Consider the following 17041-nt stretch of genomic DNA (forward strand, 5'->3'; position numbering starts at 1 on the left):
TTCGCCCAATGAGATTTGCACTGTCCGAGGAACAGCAGGAGCTGGCCTCGACCGTCCGCACTCTGCTGGCCCGGCGCAGCGATCCCGCCGCGGTTCGGGCTGCGATGACCTCCGATCAGGGCTACGACGCTGCGCTGTGGCAGACGCTGTGTGAGCAGATCGGCGTCGCGGCACTGCTGGTCCCCGAGGAGTACGACGGAGCCGGCGCGACGCTGGTCGAGGCACACGTCGTGCTGGAGGAGCTGGGCCGCGCCCTGACGCCCGGCCCGGCGCTCGCCTCGCTGGTCGCGACGGCCGCGCTGCTCGGCGCCGACGAGGACGCGCGGAAGCGGCTGCTCCCCCGGATCGCGACCGGCGAGATCGCCACCGTGGCCTGGGGAGAAGCGGTCCTGCACGGCGACCAGGCCGAGATCCTCCTGGTGGCCGCCGACGACCGGCTCTACGAGGTGGACGCGACCGCCGTGACCCGTACCTGGACGCCGGCGATGGACCTCACGACCCGGCTCGCCACGGTGAACCTCGATGACGCTGCCATGACCCAGATCGGCGATGCCGCCGCGGTCGCCCATGCGCACGCGGTCGGCACGATCGGGGTCACCGCACTGCAGGTCGGGCTGGCCGAGCGGGCGCTGGAGATGACCGTCAGCTACACCAAGGAACGGGTGCAGTTCGGCCGGCCGCTCGCGTCGTTCCAGGCACTCAAGCACCGGATGGCGCAGATGCTGGTCGACGTCGAGACCTCGCGGTCGATCTCCTGGGCCGCGGCGTACGCCGTGGCCACCGGCGCGCCGGACGCTGACGACCTCACCGCCGCGGCCTCGTCGTACTGCTCCGAGGCGCTGCAGCGGATCGGCGCCGAGACCGTGCAGCTGCACGGCGGCATCGCGATCACGTGGGAGCACGACGCGCAGCTGGTGTTCAAGCGGGCGCACGCCCTCGGCCAGCTCTTCGGCCAGCCGCACGAACGCCGGGCGACGCTGCTCTAATCAGTGCTAGTCGGGGGCGATGCCACCCGACCTGGGTGACCGCTCGTCGCTCGGCTGGAGTACGGCGCGGATCGCCGGCGCCACCAGGGTCACCAGCTCGTCGGTCGACAGCGATGCGACCGGCTCGACCTTCAGCATGTAGCGCGCGGTCGCCACGCCGAGCAGCTGCGACAGCACCAGCTCGGTCCGCAGCACGGTAGTGCGGACGCCGAGCGCCTTCGCGACCGGCATCATGACCACCCTGTTCATGCGCTCGTAGGTGCGCTTCTTGTCGTCCTCGTCAGTGGCGCCATTGCGGAGCATGGCGAGCATCCGGCGGCGGTGGCGCGGGTTCTCGCACATCCGGAAGAACCGGCGCGTCAATCGCTCGGCGAAGTCCTCGACCGGCTCGGGCCGGAGCGGGGCCAGGGCAGACACACACCGAGTGTGACAGCCCTGGGCCGGTCGTGGGGAGCGAGTGGGATCGGTCATACCGACAAATCGCAATCGGCTGCTAGCGTCCGGCCATGCGCAGCGCCAAGGACTTCTTCGCCCCACTCGCGGTCGGTGCTCCGGCCCCGGTTCGGGACATTCCGGCCCGGCCCAGCCGGGCGATCCACTTCTTCGACCCGAGCAACCCCAAGATGGCCGCCAAGGTCCCGGGGATGGTCGGCACCGTCGACGTACTGCTCGGCAACCTCGAGGACGCGGTCAAGGCCGACAACAAGGTCGCCGCGCGCGAGGGCCTGGTGAAGATCGCGCAGGAGACTGAGTTCGGGCCCACCCAGCTGTGGACCCGGATCAACGCGCTGGACTCGCCGTGGGTGCTCGACGACCTGACCACGCTGGTCCCTGAAATCGGGCACAAGCTCGACGTGATCATGGTGCCGAAGGTGCAGGGCGCCGAGGACATCCACTACGTCGATCGGCTGCTCGCCCAGCTCGAGGCGAAGGCCGGGCTGGAGCGGCCGATCCTGGTGCACGCGATCCTGGAGACCGCCCGCGGTGTCGCCAACATCGAGGAGATCTGCGGTGCCTCGCCGCGGATGCAGGGCCTCTCCCTTGGCCCGGCCGACCTGGCCGCGGACCGGCGGATGAAGACCACCCGGGTCGGCGGCGGCCACCCGGGCTACCTGGTCCGGCAGGACCCGGTCGACGGCAACATCGAGGGTGAGCGCGCGACGTACCAGCAGGACCTGTGGCACTACACGATCGCGCGGATGGTCGACGCCTGCGCGATGCACGGCATCTACCCGTACTACGGACCGTTCGGTGACATCGCCGACGTGGTCGCGTGCGAGGACCAGTTCCGCAACGCGTTCCTGCTCGGCTGCGTCGGCACCTGGTCGCTGCACCCCAAGCAGATCGAGATCGCCAAACGGGTCTTCTCGCCGAGCGTGGAGGACATCAAGCACGCCCGGCGCGTGGTCGCGGCGATGGGCGACGGCACCGGCGCGGTGATGCTTGACGGCAAGATGGAGGACGACGCCTCGCTCAAGCAGTGCCTGGTCCTGGTCGAGCTCGCCGAGCAGCTCGCCGCGATCGACCCCGAGCTGAAGAAGCAGTACGACGCGATCGAGGTGTCCGAGTGAACGAGTTCCGCCCCCGCCGCTCGGTCCTCTACATGCCGTCGTCCAACGAGCGCGCGCTGGAGAAGGCCAAGACGCTGCCCGTCGACGCGCTGATCCTCGACCTCGAGGACGCGGTCGCGCCCGACGCCAAGCCGGCCGCGCGCGAGGCCGCCTGCGCGGCCGTGCAGTCCGGTGAGTACGGCGGCCGCGAGCTGACGATCCGGGTCAACGGCGCCGACACCGAGTGGCACGCCGACGACCTCCGGGCCGCCTGCGCGGCCGGCCCGGACGCGGTCGTCGTTCCCAAGGTCAACAGCGCCGACGCCGTCCTGGAACTGGTCGAGGCGATGGCCGGCCACGATGCGCCGGAGCACACCAAGCTCTGGGCGATGGTGGAGACGCCGTACGCGATGCTGCACGCCGAGGAGATCGCGTCCGCGTCGGACCGGCTCACCGTGCTGGTGATGGGCACCAACGACCTCGCCAAGGAGCTGTACGCCGAGCACGTGCCGGGCCGGCAGCCGCTGCTCACCGGCCTCGGCCTGGCGCTGCTAGCCGCCCGGGCGACCGGCAAGGTGATCATCGACGGCGTCTACAACGACGTGAAGAACGCCGAGGGCTTCCTGGCCGAGTGCCAGCAGGGCCGTGAGATGGGCTTCGACGGCAAGACCCTGATCCACCCCGGTCAGGTCGAGGGCGCCAACGCCGCCTTCTCGCCGTCAGAGCAGGCCGTCGAGGACGCCCGCGGCATCCTCGCCGCCTGGGACGCCCGCGAGACCGGCGTGGTCACCTACAACGGCCGGATGATCGAGAACCTCCACGTCGACTCCGCCCAGCGCACCCTCGCGATCCACGACGCGATCACCCAGCTCGGCTGACCCAGACAGGGGCCGGGCGTCGGATAGTCCAGAACGTTTGACATCAGTTTCGGGACAGATGTGATGTCGAACGTTCTGGACTATGTGGTGACGAGCTCGTGTGAGCGACCGATGCGAGCGAGATAGTCGTCGAGGTGCTCGGGCACGTCGTACCAAGGTGGCGGTTCCAAGGTCCACGCCCGTGACTCCGAGGGCAGGAACTTGGCACGAGCGCGAGCATTGCGCATCCGAGCTGCCGAACGGTCGCGATCGCGTAGGTCCCCGCCGACGATCTCGAAGTACTCGAGACCGTGATTGCGGAAGACATCCTCGCGCGCGACATCACGGCGGTGGCGCTCGCCTTCCTTGTGGTCAGCGCCGTCGTACTCGCCGACCAGACCAGCCACGGGATCCAACAGATCCGGAATGCCGAGGAGGTTGCCTCGGAGGTCGAACACCGGTTGGTTGCAGAGCGGCGTTGGCAGCCTCGCGTCGACTACCCAGACCAGCCGCATCCTGGACTCTTGGGGAGAGCGACTGTCATCGCTTGCGAGGAGAAGCGCCTCGCGCACCCGTGGCACGCCGGTCCACGCTGATCGTTTCGCGACGTACTCAGCCATCAGACTTGTCGAGATCAGCCGTGCCGCAGCTGCCATGTCCAGCACCACTACTGCCTCGCGGAGCGAAGGTGCCGCACGCATCTCGTCGAACACGGCGCGCTGGACCGTCGTACACCAGACGCCGTCGATGAACTCGCGCTCCGACGGAGCCAGCTGCTCCTGGCTCAACGCGATCAAGGGATCACCACGAAGCTTGGCGAGGCCGACCACCAATGGCACAGGACGCACGGTCCGACCACCATCAGTCATGCCGTCGAAGAAGTTGGCCCCGCGCCACCGAAGTGCTGCCCACCCGGTGACGGCGCCGTACCGACGCAGCCGCGCACTCTGCTCGAGGATCCGCTGCTCAACGACATCGCCATCGACCTCGGCCGGCACGTAGAGCCCACGGCTGGTCGCCCGGAACCGGCCACGCTGCGCCTGCCCGCGCGTAGGGCCGACCAGGCCGTCGGGGTCGACCGGAACCGGCCGGACCAGACCGGCGGGCCTCTCACAGGTGGGACTCCATCGATGCTGTGGCACCCCGCCAGGTTCGGTCAGTCGGTCCTGTCACTCGGGCCCACGCGAAGCCGCTTGTGGATAAGTCGGCCCCTCTGAATCTGTGGATACGGGCGCGATAAGGCGATAGTCCAGAACGTTTGACATCACTTCTTGTCGAAATTTGATGACAAACGTTCTGGACTATCCGAGCTAGGCCGCCGTTAGCCGGGCCGCAGATCGGGTACCGCACTCTCCGTCCACCACTCAGGGGAGGGAATCCCAATGGTTGTTCTTGGTCTTGTCCTACTGGTCCTCGGGCTCGTCCTCAGCGTGCCCATCCTGGTCACGATCGGCGCCATCCTGCTTGTTGTCGGCCTGGTGCTGAACTTCGTGCCGATCGGCGGCACCAGCAGGCGCGTCTATTGACCGTCGTTCCAAGTCTCGTACGCCGCCCGCCTCACCCGGGCGGCGTACGGCTGTCTTGGGAGCTAGGAGCCGGTCGTGTGGTAGCGGCCCTGGAAGAACAGAAGCGGGGCACGGTCGTCGCCGAGGGCGAGGTCCTGGACCCGGCCGATGACGACATAGTGGTCGCCGGCCTCGTGGACGGCCTGGATCGTGCAGTCGACGTACCCGAGCGAGTCGTCCAGCAGCGGTGAGCCGGTGGCCTCCGACGGGCGCCAGCCCACGCCCGCGAACTTGTCGACCCCGCGGGAGGCCATCACGTCCGACAGGTCGGTCTGGTCGGCGGCGAGGAAGTTCACGCAGAACCGGCCGGCGCGCTGCATCAGCGGCCAGGCGCGCGAGGTGCGGGCCGGGATGAACATCACCAGCGGCGGGTTCAGCGACACCGAGGAGAACGACTGGCAGGTCATCCCGATCGGCGTCTCCCCCGACATCGCGGTGACCACGGTGACGCCGCTGCAGAATCGTCCGAGTACGTCGCGGAACCGGCGTGCCGCGGCCTTCACCGCCTCGTCGTCGGACGGCAGGTCGGTGTGCTCGCCGGGACGGAACTCGAAGTCGAACGGACCGAGGTAGGAGTCGATCAGCTCCCTCGGCGGCCACGACTCTCGGGCGTCCGGCTTCATGCCCGCGGGGATCTCGCCGTCGGGCTCGACAAGCTTCGGGTCGACCATGCTCCCCATTGTCGTTGCTACCCGCCGCCGCTGAAGTCGTGGCCCCAGTACGAGACGGCGGTGGACTCGCGAGCCACCCAGCGGGCGTCGTCGACCTGCAGCCCCTCGGTACCGAACTCCACGTCGAAGCCACCCGGCGAGCGGACGTAGAACGAGATCATCTCGTCGTTCATGTGCCGCCCGAGGGTCGCGGACAGGTGAGCCTTGTGCTTGCGGACCCGCTCCAGCGCCCGGCCCACGTCGTCAAGCTCGTCGACCTCCAGCATGATGTGCACGCACTTGGCCGGGTTCGGCATCGGCAGGAACGCCAGCGAGTGGTGCCGCGGGTTCACGCCGAGGAACCGCAGCCACACCTTCGAGCCCGCCTCCTTGCCGACGAACTCCCCCGGCATGCTCATCGAGTCGCGCAGCCGGAAGCCGAGCACCTCGGTATAGAACCGCAGTGCCTCCACGTCATCAGTGACGGGTACGACGATGTGCCCCATGCCCTGGTCGCCGGTCACGAACTTCGCGGCGTACGGCGTCACCACCGGCCGCGACTCGTAGGTGATCCCGTGGAAGAGCTCGAAGACGTTGTCCCACGGGTCGGCGAACCGGATCAGCTCCTGCACCCGGCGCTCGGCCAGCTCGCCCGGCGTACCCTCCTCGAACTCCACGCCCGCCTTCGCCAGGTGCTCGCGCGCACCCTGCAGCGCCTCGTGGTCGGCGACCTCCCAGCCGGTCGCGCTGAGCTGGTCGACGTCGGAGGGGAACACCACCAGCCGAGCCGAGACCTGGTCGATCCGGTAGTAGAGATTGTCGGGCGAAGGCCCGCGGCCGAGGGCCAGCCCGAGCACCTTCTCGGCGAAGGTCCGCCACTGGTCCAGGTCGGTGCTGGCCACCCGGACGTAGCCCATGGAACGGATGTCGATGGTCATGACCGGGTCCTCTCCACATGAGCGTCCAGGAAGGCCAGTACCAGGTCCCGGAACTCGTCGGCGGCCTCGATCTGGGCCCAGTGCCCGCAGTTGGGGAAGACGTGCAGCCGGGCCTTGGGGATCTGCTTGAGCGCGACGAAGGCGCCGTCGAGCGGGTTCACCCGGTCCTCGCGACCCCAGGTGAGCAGGGTGTGCGCGCGGATCTTGTGGGCGTCGCGCCAGACCATGCCGTCCTCGAAGGTGTCCGGGTTCCAGAACGACGCGCCCATCGAGGCCATCGCCTCCCGTGCGCCGGGCTTGGTCGCGTCGGCCAGCCGCTCGTCGACCAGCTCGTCGGTGACCAGGTCTTGGTTGACCACCATCACCGAGATGAAGGCCCGCATCGCCTCCCGGCTGGGCGCCGCGCCGAACTCCATCAGCCGCTTGACGCCCTCGGTCGGGTCCGGCGAGGTCACCGACAGGTTGAGCCCACCCGGGCCCATCAGCACCAGCCGGCCGACCCGCTTCGGGTTCTCGATCGCGAACCGAGCGGCAGTGCCGCCGCCGAGGCTGTTGCCGAGCAGGTGCACCCGCTCCAGGCCGAGCTCGTCGAGGAATGCCTCCAGGTAGCCCGCCGAGTGCCGGAAGTAGTTGCCCACCACCGGCGGCTTGTCGGAGTCACCGAAACCGGGCTGGTCAACCAGCAGGGTTCGGTACGACGCCGCGAAGCCGGGCAGCGCGGCGCCGAAGTTCGACCAGGCCGAGGCACCCGGCCCGCCGCCGTGCAGCATCACCAGCGGGAGGCCGGGACCGTCTCCGGCCTCGTAGTAGTTGAGCGTGATGTCGCCCGCCTTGGACGACTTGCGCACCGACTCCTTGTCGAGCGACACGTCAGTACATCCCCGGGTCGATCTTGTGGCCGAACTCGTGCGCGCCGTACAGCTGCAGCGCCCGCTCGGGGTCGTTGGCGGCGTGCACCCGGCCCGCGTGCGCGTCCCTCCAGGCCCGCTGCAGCGGCGTGCCCTCGGCGAGCGCGCGGCCACCGGACGCCTCGAACAGCGTGTCGATCGCCTCGATCGCTCGCTCGGTGCCGACCACCTGGTCGCGACGTACCTTCAGCCGCAGCGAGAGCGGGACCTTCTCGCCCATCTCCACCAGCGCCTGCTCCTCGCGGATGTTGTTGGTCAGCAGTGCCCAGGCGGCGTCGATCTCGCTGGAGGCTCGCGCGATCCGGACCGCCGCGAACGGGTCGAGCGACGCCTTCTCGCCGATGTACGCCGCCCGCACCCGCTTGCGCTGCATCTCGACGTGCTCCTCGTAGGCGCCGTACGCCATCCCGATGATCGGGGTGGTGATGGTCGAGGTGAACACCGAGTGGAACGGCAGCTTGTAGAGGTTCGAGGTGTTCTGGGCCTGGCCGGGGCCGTAGCAGCGGCCGGTGTCGCCCATCGACAGCGTGAACGCCTCGGGGATGAACGTCTCCTCGACCACGATGTCGTTGGACCCGGTGCCGCGCAGGCCGACGACGTTCCAGACGTCGACGATCTGGTACTTATCCCGCGGCACCAGGAAGGTCTTGAAGTCGACCGGCTGGCCTTCGTCGTTGAGGACCAGGCCGCCGAGCAGCACCCAGTCGGCGTGGTCGCAGCCCGACGAGAACGACCACTTCCCGCTCAGCGTGTAGCCGCCCTCGGTGAGTACGGCGCGTCCGGTCGGCGCGTACGACGAGCTCGCCCGGACCGACGTGTCGGCGCCCCACACGGCCTGCTGCGCCTCGTCGGCGAACAGCGCGATCTGCCACGGGTGGACCCCGACCACACTGGCGACCCAGCCGGTAGAGCCGCACGCTGACGCGATCTCACGGACCGCGGTGTAGAAGTCGATCGGGTCGGCCTCCAGGCCGTCGAAGCGTTTGGGCTGGAGCATCCGGAAGAAGCCGGTCTCCTCCAGCTCCTTGATCGACGCATCCGGTACGACACGCAGCCGCTCCGCCTCGTCCGCGCGCTCGCGCAGGGTCGGCAGTAGGTCACGTACGCCATCGAGGACTGACTTCGACATCGGCTCTCCTGTCCGGTGCGAGAGCACCCGCTCTCCCGTCCGATCATACTAGAACACGTTCTCATTTCGGTCCACGCGGGCGCGCGGCTTCGACGGAAGACGGGACAGAAGCCGGGCAGATTCCAGACAGCGCCCATCCCTAGCGTCGGCGTCGACCAGGACCCACCTGGTCGCCTTCACGAGGGGGACCACATGAAGATCCGCAAGCTCAGCCTCGCCCTGCTCGGCATCGCGGCGGTCGCGGCGCCGGCGCTCGGCGTACTCAGTGCGGCTCCGGCAGAGGCGGATGTCCGGCCCTGCCCCGGCGGCAACCCGGCGCGGTGCGCGCAGGTGATCAAGGTCAACACCTACCTGGGAGTCCGCACGGACCCGTGGTACGGCGCGCCCGTGGTCGCCAAGCTCTACAACGGCTGGTGGACTGAGGTGGAGTGCTGGACCTACGGCTCCGGCGCCGCGGACAACCCCAACTACAAGATCTGGACCCGGGTCTCCAGCGGCTCGTACTGGGGCTACGTCAGCGACTGGTACCTCGACACCGGAAACGTCCAGGCCCAGCTACCGCGCTGCTAGCAGCTGGCCGACTCCGCGGCAGCGATATCTCCGGGCCTCTCACTAAAGCGGCCAGCTTAGGACGCGATTACGCATTGACCCGCCAGAAACGGCAGGTCTACTTTCCAGGCACCATCTCGGGAGGCCTGACATGCACCTTCATCGCATCCGACCCACGCTGATCGCTCTGATCGCGACCCTGACCGCTGCCGCCGGAGTCGGCACCACGGCGTACGCCGGTCAAGCCGAGCCGGCGCCACGGAACTCGTCCGCGCCCCGGATCGCGGCGGTGACCTTCGCCGACGAGTTCAACGCGCCGGCCGGTACGCCGGTGGACGGCTCCAAGTGGCAGCTGGAGACCGGCGACAACGTCAACAACCACGAGCGGCAGTACTACACGAACTCCACGCGCAACGCCGTCCACGACGGCCAGGGCAACCTGGTGATCACGGCCCGGCGGGAGAACCCCAACAACTACCAGTGCTGGTACGGCCGCTGCGAGTACACTTCCGCCCGCCTCAACACCGCCGGCAAGTTCACCCAGACCTACGGGTCGTACGAGGCCCGGATCAAAATGTCTCGCGGGCAGGGCATGTGGCCGGCGTTCTGGATGCTCGGCAACGACATCGGGGATGTCGGATGGCCCCAGAGCGGCGAGATCGACATCATGGAGAACGTCGGCTTCGAGCCGAACACGGTGCACGGCACTCTCCACGGCCCGGGCTACTTCGGCTCCGGCGGCATCGGCGCGGCGTACTCGATCGGCGGACCGTTCGCCGACGGCTTCCACACCTTCCGGGTGGACTGGTCGCCCAACAAGATCGTCTGGTCGGTCGACGGGAACGTCTACCAGACCAGGACTCCCGCCGATCTCGGCGGCAAGGAGTGGGTCTTCGACCATCCGTTCTTCATGATCCTCAACCTCGCCGTCGGCGGTTACTGGCCCGGCGACCCCGACGCGAGTACGCCGTTCCCGAACACGCTGACCATCGACTACGTCCGGGTCACCAACGACACCAGCGCGGGCGGCGGCGGGCCGATCACCGGGATCGGCGGCAAGTGCGTCGACGTCGCCGGTGCGAACGTCGCCAACGGCACCCAGGTCCAGCTGTACGACTGCAACGGCACCGGCGCTCAGCGCTGGACTGTCGGCGGCGACGGCACCATCCGGGCCCTCGGCAAGTGCCTCGACGTCAGCGCCGGCTCGGTGGCCAACGGCGCGAAGGTCCAGCTCTGGGACTGCAACGGCACCGGCGCCCAGCAATGGACCGTCACCGGTGCCCGCGACATCGTCAACCCACAGGCGAACAAGTGCCTCGACGCCGCCGAGAACAGCTCGGCCAACGGCACTCGGTTACAGATCTGGACCTGCGCCGGTACCACCAACCAGAAGTGGACCGTGTCATGATCCGCGCTCGCGTAGGACTCCTCGCGGCCGGCGTACTCGCGGCTGTGGCGCTCGCACCGGTGTCTGGAGCGGACGCCGCGGCGACCGGCCAGATCACCGGGATCGGCGGCAAGTGCGTCGACGTCGCCGGCGCGAACATCGCCAACGGCACCCAGGTCCAGCTGTACGACTGCAACGGCACCGGCGCCCAGCGCTGGACCGTTGGGGACGACGGCACCATCCGGGCTCTCGGCAAGTGTCTCGACGTGAGCGCCGGCTCGCTGGCCAACGGCGCCAAGGTCCAGCTCTGGGACTGCAACGGCACCGGCGCCCAGCAATGGGTGGTCACCTCCGCCCGCGACATCGTCAACCCCCAGGCCGACAAGTGCCTCGACGCCACCGGGAACAGCTCGGCCAACGGCACCCGGTTACAGACCTGGACCTGCGCCGGTACCGCCAACCAGAAGTGGACCGCGCCGACCGGGTCCGGACCAGGCCCGGAGGGGCCGTCGGCGGTGCTGCCGTACCTCTACCTGGGCTGGGGCAACCCGCCGAACCCGACCCAGGTGATGTCGGCGACCGGCGTCAATGGCTTCACGATGGCCTTCGTCCTCAGCAACGGCTACTGCAACCCGATGTGGGACAGCCAGCGTCCGCTGACCGGCGGCGTCGACCAGAGCACGATCACCTCGATCCGGAACGCGGGCGGGGACGTGGTTCCGTCGTTCGGCGGCTGGAGCGGGCACAAGCTGGAGGAGTCCTGCTCGAGCGCGTGTGAGCTCGCGAACGCGTACCAGAAGGTGATCGACGCCTACAGCCTGAGCGCGATCGACATCGATCTCGAGGCATCGGCGTACGACAACCCGACGGTGCAGCAGCGCACCGTCGACGCGCTGAAGCAGGCCAAGTCCCGCAACCCCGGGCTGCACGTCGCCGTCACCATCGGCACCGGCCAGCAGGGGCCCGACCGGAGCCTGATCAACCGGGCGGCGGCCTCCGGCCTGACCGTCGACGCCTGGACGATCATGCCGTTCAACTTCGGCGGCAACGGCCAGGACATGGGCAGGCTCAGCACACAGGCGGCCGAAGGCCTCAAGGCGGCGCTGAAGTCGGCGTATGGCTATAGCGACGCGGACGCCTATCGCCGGATGGGCATCTCGTCGATGAACGGCACCACCGACGTCGGCGAGAACGTGACCCTGGAGGACTTCGGGCAGATGCGGAGCTACGCCCAGCAGCACGGCCTGGCCCGGCTCACGTTCTGGTCGGTCAACCGGGACCCGAGCCTGGACTTCACCCGGGTCTTCGCCCAGTACGGCGGGTGACCGCGATGACGATCCGCAGAACGCTCGCCCGGCTGGTCGCAGTCGTGGTGCCCGCGTCGGCGCTGGTGGTGCTGGCCCCGGCGCTCGCCTGGGCCGACCCACCTCCAGCGCTGCCGTGGAACGCGCCGTGGACCGACCGGTCCTATGAGCCGGCGTTCGACTACGACGGCGACGGGTGCTATCCGACTCCCGCCATCGGCAGCAACGGCGTGCTCAACCCCGGTCTGAAGACCACCGGCGCGGTCAACGGCAGCTGCCACGACTGGTGGGACCTCGACAACGTCAACGCCTACTCACGGTCCAAGTGCAACAACGGCTGGTGCGCCTACCTGTACGCGCTCTACTTCGAGAAGGACCAGGCGGTGCACGGCTCCGGCCTGGGCGGGCACCGGCACGACTGGGAGCACGTGGTGGTGTGGGTCCCCGACGGCGGCTGGCCGGCGTACGTCTCGGCGTCGGCGCACGGCGACTACAACATCCGGTCCCGCAACGACGTCCCATGGGACAGCAGCGGCACCCACCCCAAGATCATCTACCACAAGGACGGCGCCGGCACCCACGCCTTCCGGTTCGCCGGCTGGGGCGAGGAGCCGGAGAACCACGAGCGAGCGTGGCAGTACCCGCCGCTGGTCGGCTGGGACGGCTACCCACCCGGCTTCCGCGACATCCTGACCGGGGCGAACTTCGGCTCCGCCCAGCTCGGGATCCGGGACTCGTCGTTCAGCTGGGAGCTGTCGAAGGCCAAACCCGACGGGATCCCGTTCGACCCGAACGGCTAAGGCCAAAAGGGCTTGACCTCCGGTTGGTGGAGCTATCTACGTTGTGTCACATGACGCAACCCGAGCTTCGGATCGGCGGCCCGGACGACGCGGTTCTGGTCGGCCAGATGCTCTACGACTTCAACGCGGAGTTCGACCAGACCGAGCCGCCCGCCGAGCAGATGGGAGAGCTCGCCGGACCGCAGCTGTCGAGCGGCGAGGTCGCCGTGGTCTTCGGACCCGGCGACCCGCCGGACGGCTTCGCCCAGCTGCGATTCCGGCTCTCGCTCTACGAGCCCGGCCCGGATGCCTGTCTCGAGGAGCTCTGGGTGCGGCCGCACGCCCGTGGCACCGGCCTTGGCCGGGCGCTGCTGGAGGCGGCCATGGAACTCGCGCGGTCCCGCGGCGCCACCCGGATCGACCTCAACACCTCGGTCGACGACGAGGTCGCGCGGGCGCTCTACGTGAAGTGCGGCTTCACCAACCAGGAGTCACCGAGGACGGGCCGTCGATGCTCTACTACGAGCGCGACCTCTGAGCCCGCTCTCAGACGGCCTCAGCGGAAGGCGTCCGCTGCCGCCTGCACCGTCGCGACGTACGCCGGCCAGTCGTAGCCGTCATCCGGGAGGTTGGACGACGTCGTCAGGAAGCCGGCAGATCCGTCGATCAGCTCGCGCACGATGTCCGCGTGACCCGCATGATGGTGGGTCTCGGTCGCGACGTGGACCAGCATCTGGTGCAGCGTCACCGCCTCGTTGTCCCAGTGCGCGACCTGGCCCACCGTGTCCAGATCGCACTCCGCGAACGTCTCGGCCGCGTGTGCCCATGCCGTCCGGTAGAGGTCGACCACCCACTCCCGGGACTCCTCCGGCGTCGCGAACAGGTCGGCGTTGTGGTCCGCGTCGTCGGCGTACCACGGCATCTCGATGTCGGTCGGCCGCCCGAACGTCGCGCCGAAGTAGCCGAGCTCGACGCTGGCGACGTGCTTGACCAGCCCCAGCAGGTTGGTCCCGGTCGGCGTGAGCGGCCGGCGTACGTCGTACTCGCTGAGGCCGTCGAGCTTCCACAGCAACGCGTCGCGGGCGCCCTGGAGGTAGTGGATCAGCGTTTCCTTGGGATCGGGAGGCATGATCCCACCCTGCCATCGCAGCTGACCTGCGCAGACAGCAGCGGGACAGAATCGCGACAGCGGTGGTCCCTAGTTTCGTCGGTGGCCAGCCACCCTGGCCGGCTACAACAAGGGGGAAACAACATGAATCTCCGCAAGCTGATCATCGCGATGACGCTCGCCGTCGGCCTGGTCGCCTTCAGCGGCGCCGGTGCCAACGCGAGCCGTCCCGACGGCCACGCGGCCGGTCAGGCAGCCCTTGGTTCCAAGGCGTCGCAGGCGAGTCTCCAGGACACCTTCTACGGCTGCCCGGAGCTGTACCTCTGCTTCTACACCGGCGCCAACTTCAACAACTGGACGGGCAACCCGCAGTGGAAGAAGAAGTACTGCGGCACCTACAACCTGTCGGGCTGGGTCACCCGGCACGGCTCGTTCGTCAACAATCAGACGCAGTACACCGAGAGCGTCTTCTACAGCGGGTACGGCGGTGGCGGGCAGGTGCTGACCCGACACGTGGCCAAGGGCTGGGACCTCGACTACGACTTCTACCCGGTCAACTCGGTCAAGGTCTGCTGAACTGAGCGATACACGGCCGCGCCGGGCTTCGTCCGGCGCGGCCTTGCCAGGTACCGGTCAGGGTGCGTTGGCGTCCTGCTTCGCCGCTTCGCCGCCGATCCCGGCGACCAGACCCCGACCCGGTCACCGCTCTGCTCAGACAGAAGTGCGACAGAACCGCGACAGGGGCTCCCCCTACCGTCGTCGGCGAGCGGCGCCCGGCCGTTCACCACCACAGGGGGGTACTACATGAATCTCCGCAAACAGATCGTCACGATGGTCGCCGCACTCGGTCTGGTCGCAGTCGGGTCCGCCGTCTCGGTCTCGGCGACTCCGTCTCCGGACGCTCGTGACCGGTTCGCTGCCGCATCGGGAACTGACGGCGCGGTCCTCCGCGTCGCCTCGGTGACGCCGCGCACCACCAAGCAGACCCAGCTCGCCGCCTCCTCGCCGAGCATCTCACCGGCTCCACTGGAGAACTTCCACCTGCCTTCAGGCGGCGGCTACCTCTGCTTCTACGGCGAGCTGTGCCTTGAGGTCTGGGACCCGACCGTCGGAAAGGTCGAGGTGTTCATCCTCTACCGCTGCAACCGCTACTGGCTGTCGCACTTCAAAGACCACCGGTGGGGCGTGAACAACCAGACCACCGGAACCGTCGCCCGCTACTACGGCCAGGACGGCAGACAGCTCTTCGACTCGACGGCCTACGACAGGCGGTACGTCTACTGGACCCCCGTCTGGTCGGTCCGCAACTGCTGAGACCTGCGGATGTACGACGGCCGCGCTGGGTCCCTCAGTCCCGGCGCGGCCGTCGGGCTCATGGTGCGTTCGCGTCCTGCTTCGCCTTCAGCAGCAGCGCGATGTCGATCAGCTGGTCCTCCTGGCCGCCGATCAGCTTGCGGCGGCCGGCCTCGAGCAGGATCTGGGCGCCCGAGACGCCGTAGCGCTCGGCCGCGTTGCCGGCGTGCTTGAGGAATGAGCTGTAGACGCCGGCGTACCCCATCATCAGCGTCATCCGGTCCAGCTGGCACTCCTCGGGCATGGCCGGACGGATCACGTCCTCGGAGGCGTCGACGATGGTGAGGAAGTCGATGCCGGTCTTCCAGCCAAGCTTGTCGCAGACTCCGACGAACGCCTCCAGCGGCGTGTTGCCGGCACCGGCACCGAAGCGGCGTACCGAGCCGTCGATCTGGGTGGCGCCGGCCCGGGCAGCGATCACGGTGTTGGCGACGCCGAGGCCGAGGTTCTCGTGGCCGTGGAAGCCGACCGTGGCCTCCGCACCGATCTCGGCGACCAGCGCGGCGACCCGGTCGCCGGTCTGCTCCATCACCAGCGCGCCCGCCGAGTCCACGACGTACACGCACTGGCAGCCGGCGTCGACCATGATCCGGGCCTGCTTGGCCAGCACCTCCGGCGGCTGGGTGTGGCTCATCATCAGGAAGCCGACGGTCTCCAGGCCGAGCTCACGCGCCAGCGTGAAGTGCTGGACCGAGGTGTCGGCCTCGGTGCAGTGGGTCGCGATCCGGCAGATCTCGCCGCCGTTGCCCTGCGCGGCGCGGATGTCGTCCTTGGTGCCGACGCCCGGCAGCATCAGGAACGCGATCCGGGCCCGCTGCGCGGTCTCGGCCGCGAGCTTGATCAGCTCCTGCTCGGGTGTCTTGGAGAAGCCGTAGTTGAACGACGAGCCGCCGAGCCCGTCGCCATGGGTGACTTCGATGACGGGTACGCCGGACGCGTCCAGCGCCGCCACGATGTCGTGCACCTCCTGCGCGGTGAACTGGTGCCGCTTGTGGTGCGAGCCGTCGCGCAGGCAAGTGTCGGTGAGCCGGAGATCCAGGTCGTCGGACCAGGTACGGGTCAGCGTGTCGCGGTCGCTCATGCGGTGCCTCCGGGGGTCTGGACCAAGAGCTCGCCTACCTGGGCGGCCGCGGCGGTCATGATGTCGAGATTGCCGGCGTACGGCGGCAGGTAGTCGCCCGCGCCCTCGACCTCGACGAAGATCGACACCTTCGTCTGGCCGAGCGTGGCCGGCGACGGGTCGTCGACCTGGGGCTCCTGCAGCAGCCGGTACCCGGGGACGTACGCCTGCACGGCCCGCTCCATCTCCAACACCGAGGCGACGATCGCGTCGCGGTCGGCGTCGGGCGGGACCGCGCAGAAGATCGTGTCGCGCATGATCATCGGCGGCTCGGCAGGGTTCAGGATGATGATCGCCTTGCCCCGCTCGGCTCCCCCGATCGCCTCGACGCCGGCGGCGGTGGTGCGGGTGAACTCGTCGATGTTGGCGCGGGTGCCGGGACCGGCCGAGCGCGACGACACCGAGGCCACGATCTCGGCGTACGACACCGTCGCGGCGCGGGAGACTGCCGCGACCATCGGGATCGTGGCCTGGCCGCCGCAGGTCACCATGTTCACGTTGTCGGCGGCCAGATGTGCCGAGCCGTTGACCGGTGGGATCACGCCCGGGCCAACGGCCGCCGGGGTCAGGTCGACCGCGCGGATGCCCGCCTCGCGGTAGCGCGGCGCGTACTCGCGGTGCACGTAGGCGCTGGTGGCCTCGAAGATCAGGTCCGGCAGCTCGTCCTGCTTGAGCAGCCAGTCGACGCCTTCGTGGGACGCCTCCAGTCCCTGCTCCCGCGCGAGCGTGAGGCCCTCGCTGGCCGGGTCGACGCCGACCATCCAGCGTGGCTCGATATGGGCCGAGCGGAGCAGCTTGTACATCAGGTCGGTGCCGATGTTTCCCGGCCCGACGATGGCTGCGGTCGCTTTAGTCATC

General features: G+C 68.8%; 20 protein-coding genes. 11 read left to right on the forward strand and 9 right to left on the reverse strand.

All coding sequences use genetic code 11. The features are described from left to right. The first annotated feature begins 8 nt into the window (after positions 1–8). On the forward strand, positions 9–986 hold the full coding sequence (locus DDV73_RS05040; protein WP_109506159.1) for an acyl-CoA dehydrogenase family protein: 978 nt from the start codon (positions 9–11) through the stop codon (positions 984–986). A 6-nt stretch (positions 987–992) separates the two neighbouring features. Here DDV73_RS05040 and DDV73_RS05045 read toward each other — a convergent pair whose 3' ends face one another. Continuing rightward, on the reverse strand, positions 993–1403 hold the full coding sequence (locus tag DDV73_RS05045; RefSeq protein ID WP_109506160.1) for a TetR/AcrR family transcriptional regulator: 411 nt from the start codon (positions 1401–1403) through the stop codon (positions 993–995). Between the two features lie 89 nt (positions 1404–1492). Here DDV73_RS05045 and DDV73_RS05050 point away from each other — a divergent pair, with 89 nt between their 5' ends. Both DDV73_RS05050 and DDV73_RS05055 read left to right on the forward strand, forming a co-directional pair. Then, positions 1493–2557, forward strand: coding sequence for an HpcH/HpaI aldolase/citrate lyase family protein (locus DDV73_RS05050; protein ID WP_109506161.1), 1065 nt, complete (start codon positions 1493–1495; stop codon positions 2555–2557). Then, positions 2554–3414: an HpcH/HpaI aldolase/citrate lyase family protein gene (locus DDV73_RS05055; RefSeq protein WP_276310088.1), complete on the forward strand. Its 861-nt coding sequence runs from the start codon at positions 2554–2556 to the stop codon at positions 3412–3414. The genes DDV73_RS05050 and DDV73_RS05055 overlap by 4 nt, the downstream gene beginning before the upstream one ends. Positions 3415–3494: 80 nt before the next feature. On the opposite strand, the gene DDV73_RS05060 is transcribed toward DDV73_RS05055, so the two are convergent. Then, positions 3495–4535 carry a hypothetical protein gene (locus DDV73_RS05060; RefSeq protein WP_109506162.1) on the reverse strand — a complete coding sequence of 347 codons (1041 nt, stop codon included), beginning with the start codon at positions 4533–4535 and terminating at the stop codon, positions 3495–3497. Positions 4536–4775: 240 nt separating this feature from the next. Here DDV73_RS05060 and DDV73_RS28365 point away from each other — a divergent pair, with 240 nt between their 5' ends. Beyond that, positions 4776–4919 (forward strand): hypothetical protein, encoded by a 144-nt coding sequence (locus tag DDV73_RS28365; RefSeq protein ID WP_170126009.1) that lies wholly within the window; start codon positions 4776–4778, stop codon positions 4917–4919. A 62-nt stretch (positions 4920–4981) separates the two neighbouring features. Here DDV73_RS28365 and DDV73_RS05065 read toward each other — a convergent pair whose 3' ends face one another. Genes DDV73_RS05065 through hsaA form a run of 4 tightly spaced genes read right to left on the reverse strand, consistent with a single transcriptional unit; the run spans position 4982 to position 8583 of the window. After that, the gene (locus tag DDV73_RS05065; protein ID WP_240617130.1) at positions 4982–5629 is read right to left on the reverse strand and encodes a flavin reductase family protein; all 648 of its coding nucleotides are present in this window, start codon (positions 5627–5629) and stop codon (positions 4982–4984) included. A gap of 17 nt (positions 5630–5646) precedes the next feature. After that, a complete protein-coding gene (hsaC, locus tag DDV73_RS05070) occupies positions 5647–6546 on the reverse strand; it encodes an iron-dependent extradiol dioxygenase HsaC (protein WP_109506163.1) in 900 nt (299 codons plus the stop codon). Beyond that, positions 6543–7415, reverse strand: coding sequence for a 4,5:9,10-diseco-3-hydroxy-5,9,17-trioxoandrosta-1(10),2-diene-4-oate hydrolase (gene hsaD, locus DDV73_RS05075; RefSeq protein WP_109506164.1), 873 nt, complete (start codon positions 7413–7415; stop codon positions 6543–6545). The genes hsaC and hsaD overlap by 4 nt, the downstream gene beginning before the upstream one ends. A gap of 1 nt (position 7416) precedes the next feature. Further along, positions 7417–8583 (reverse strand): 3-hydroxy-9,10-secoandrosta-1,3,5(10)-triene-9,17-dione monooxygenase oxygenase subunit, encoded by a 1167-nt coding sequence (gene hsaA / locus DDV73_RS05080; RefSeq protein WP_109506165.1) that lies wholly within the window; start codon positions 8581–8583, stop codon positions 7417–7419. Between the two features lie 192 nt (positions 8584–8775). Between hsaA and DDV73_RS05085 the strand changes: the two genes are divergently transcribed. From DDV73_RS05085 to DDV73_RS05105, 5 genes are all read left to right on the forward strand, one after another. Beyond that, a complete protein-coding gene (locus tag DDV73_RS05085) occupies positions 8776–9153 on the forward strand; it encodes an SH3 domain-containing protein (protein WP_109506166.1) in 378 nt (125 codons plus the stop codon). A gap of 130 nt (positions 9154–9283) precedes the next feature. Further along, positions 9284–10540: a glycoside hydrolase family 16 protein gene (locus tag DDV73_RS05090; RefSeq protein WP_109506167.1), complete on the forward strand. Its 1257-nt coding sequence runs from the start codon at positions 9284–9286 to the stop codon at positions 10538–10540. Beyond that, entirely contained in the window at positions 10537–11844 is a 1308-nt protein-coding gene (locus DDV73_RS05095; protein WP_109506168.1) for a chitinase, read from the forward strand. The genes DDV73_RS05090 and DDV73_RS05095 overlap by 4 nt, the downstream gene beginning before the upstream one ends. A 5-nt stretch (positions 11845–11849) precedes the next feature. Beyond that, positions 11850–12623: an NPP1 family protein gene (locus DDV73_RS05100; protein ID WP_109506394.1), complete on the forward strand. Its 774-nt coding sequence runs from the start codon at positions 11850–11852 to the stop codon at positions 12621–12623. Between the two features lie 50 nt (positions 12624–12673). Further along, a complete protein-coding gene (locus DDV73_RS05105; RefSeq protein ID WP_109506169.1) occupies positions 12674–13216 on the forward strand; it encodes a GNAT family N-acetyltransferase in 543 nt (180 codons plus the stop codon). Here DDV73_RS05105 and DDV73_RS05110 read toward each other — a convergent pair. Next, positions 13159–13731, reverse strand: a complete 573-nt coding sequence (locus DDV73_RS05110; RefSeq protein WP_109506170.1) for a DinB family protein — start codon at positions 13729–13731, stop codon at positions 13159–13161. The two genes, DDV73_RS05105 and DDV73_RS05110, sit on opposite strands and share 58 nt — an antisense overlap. Before the next feature lie 123 nt (positions 13732–13854). Here DDV73_RS05110 and DDV73_RS05115 point away from each other — a divergent pair, with 123 nt between their 5' ends. Together DDV73_RS05115 and DDV73_RS05120 are read left to right on the forward strand one after the other, a co-directional pair. Continuing rightward, positions 13855–14286: a hypothetical protein gene (locus tag DDV73_RS05115; protein ID WP_109506171.1), complete on the forward strand. Its 432-nt coding sequence runs from the start codon at positions 13855–13857 to the stop codon at positions 14284–14286. Between the two features lie 228 nt (positions 14287–14514). Further along, complete coding sequence (locus DDV73_RS05120; RefSeq protein ID WP_154402615.1) at positions 14515–15024, forward strand: hypothetical protein; 510 nt, start codon at positions 14515–14517, stop codon at positions 15022–15024. Positions 15025–15082: 58 nt separating this feature from the next. Here DDV73_RS05120 and dmpG read toward each other — a convergent pair whose 3' ends face one another. Both dmpG and DDV73_RS05130 read right to left on the reverse strand, forming a co-directional pair. Continuing rightward, positions 15083–16144, reverse strand: a complete 1062-nt coding sequence (dmpG, locus tag DDV73_RS05125) for a 4-hydroxy-2-oxovalerate aldolase (RefSeq protein ID WP_109506173.1) — start codon at positions 16142–16144, stop codon at positions 15083–15085. Next, positions 16141–17040, reverse strand: a complete 900-nt coding sequence (locus DDV73_RS05130) for an acetaldehyde dehydrogenase (acetylating) (protein WP_109506174.1) — start codon at positions 17038–17040, stop codon at positions 16141–16143. The genes dmpG and DDV73_RS05130 overlap by 4 nt, the downstream gene beginning before the upstream one ends. Position 17041 lies beyond the last annotated feature (1 nt).

Source organism: Nocardioides speluncae, assembly GCF_003121585.1.
Lineage (GTDB): Bacteria > Actinomycetota > Actinomycetes > Propionibacteriales > Nocardioidaceae > Nocardioides > Nocardioides speluncae.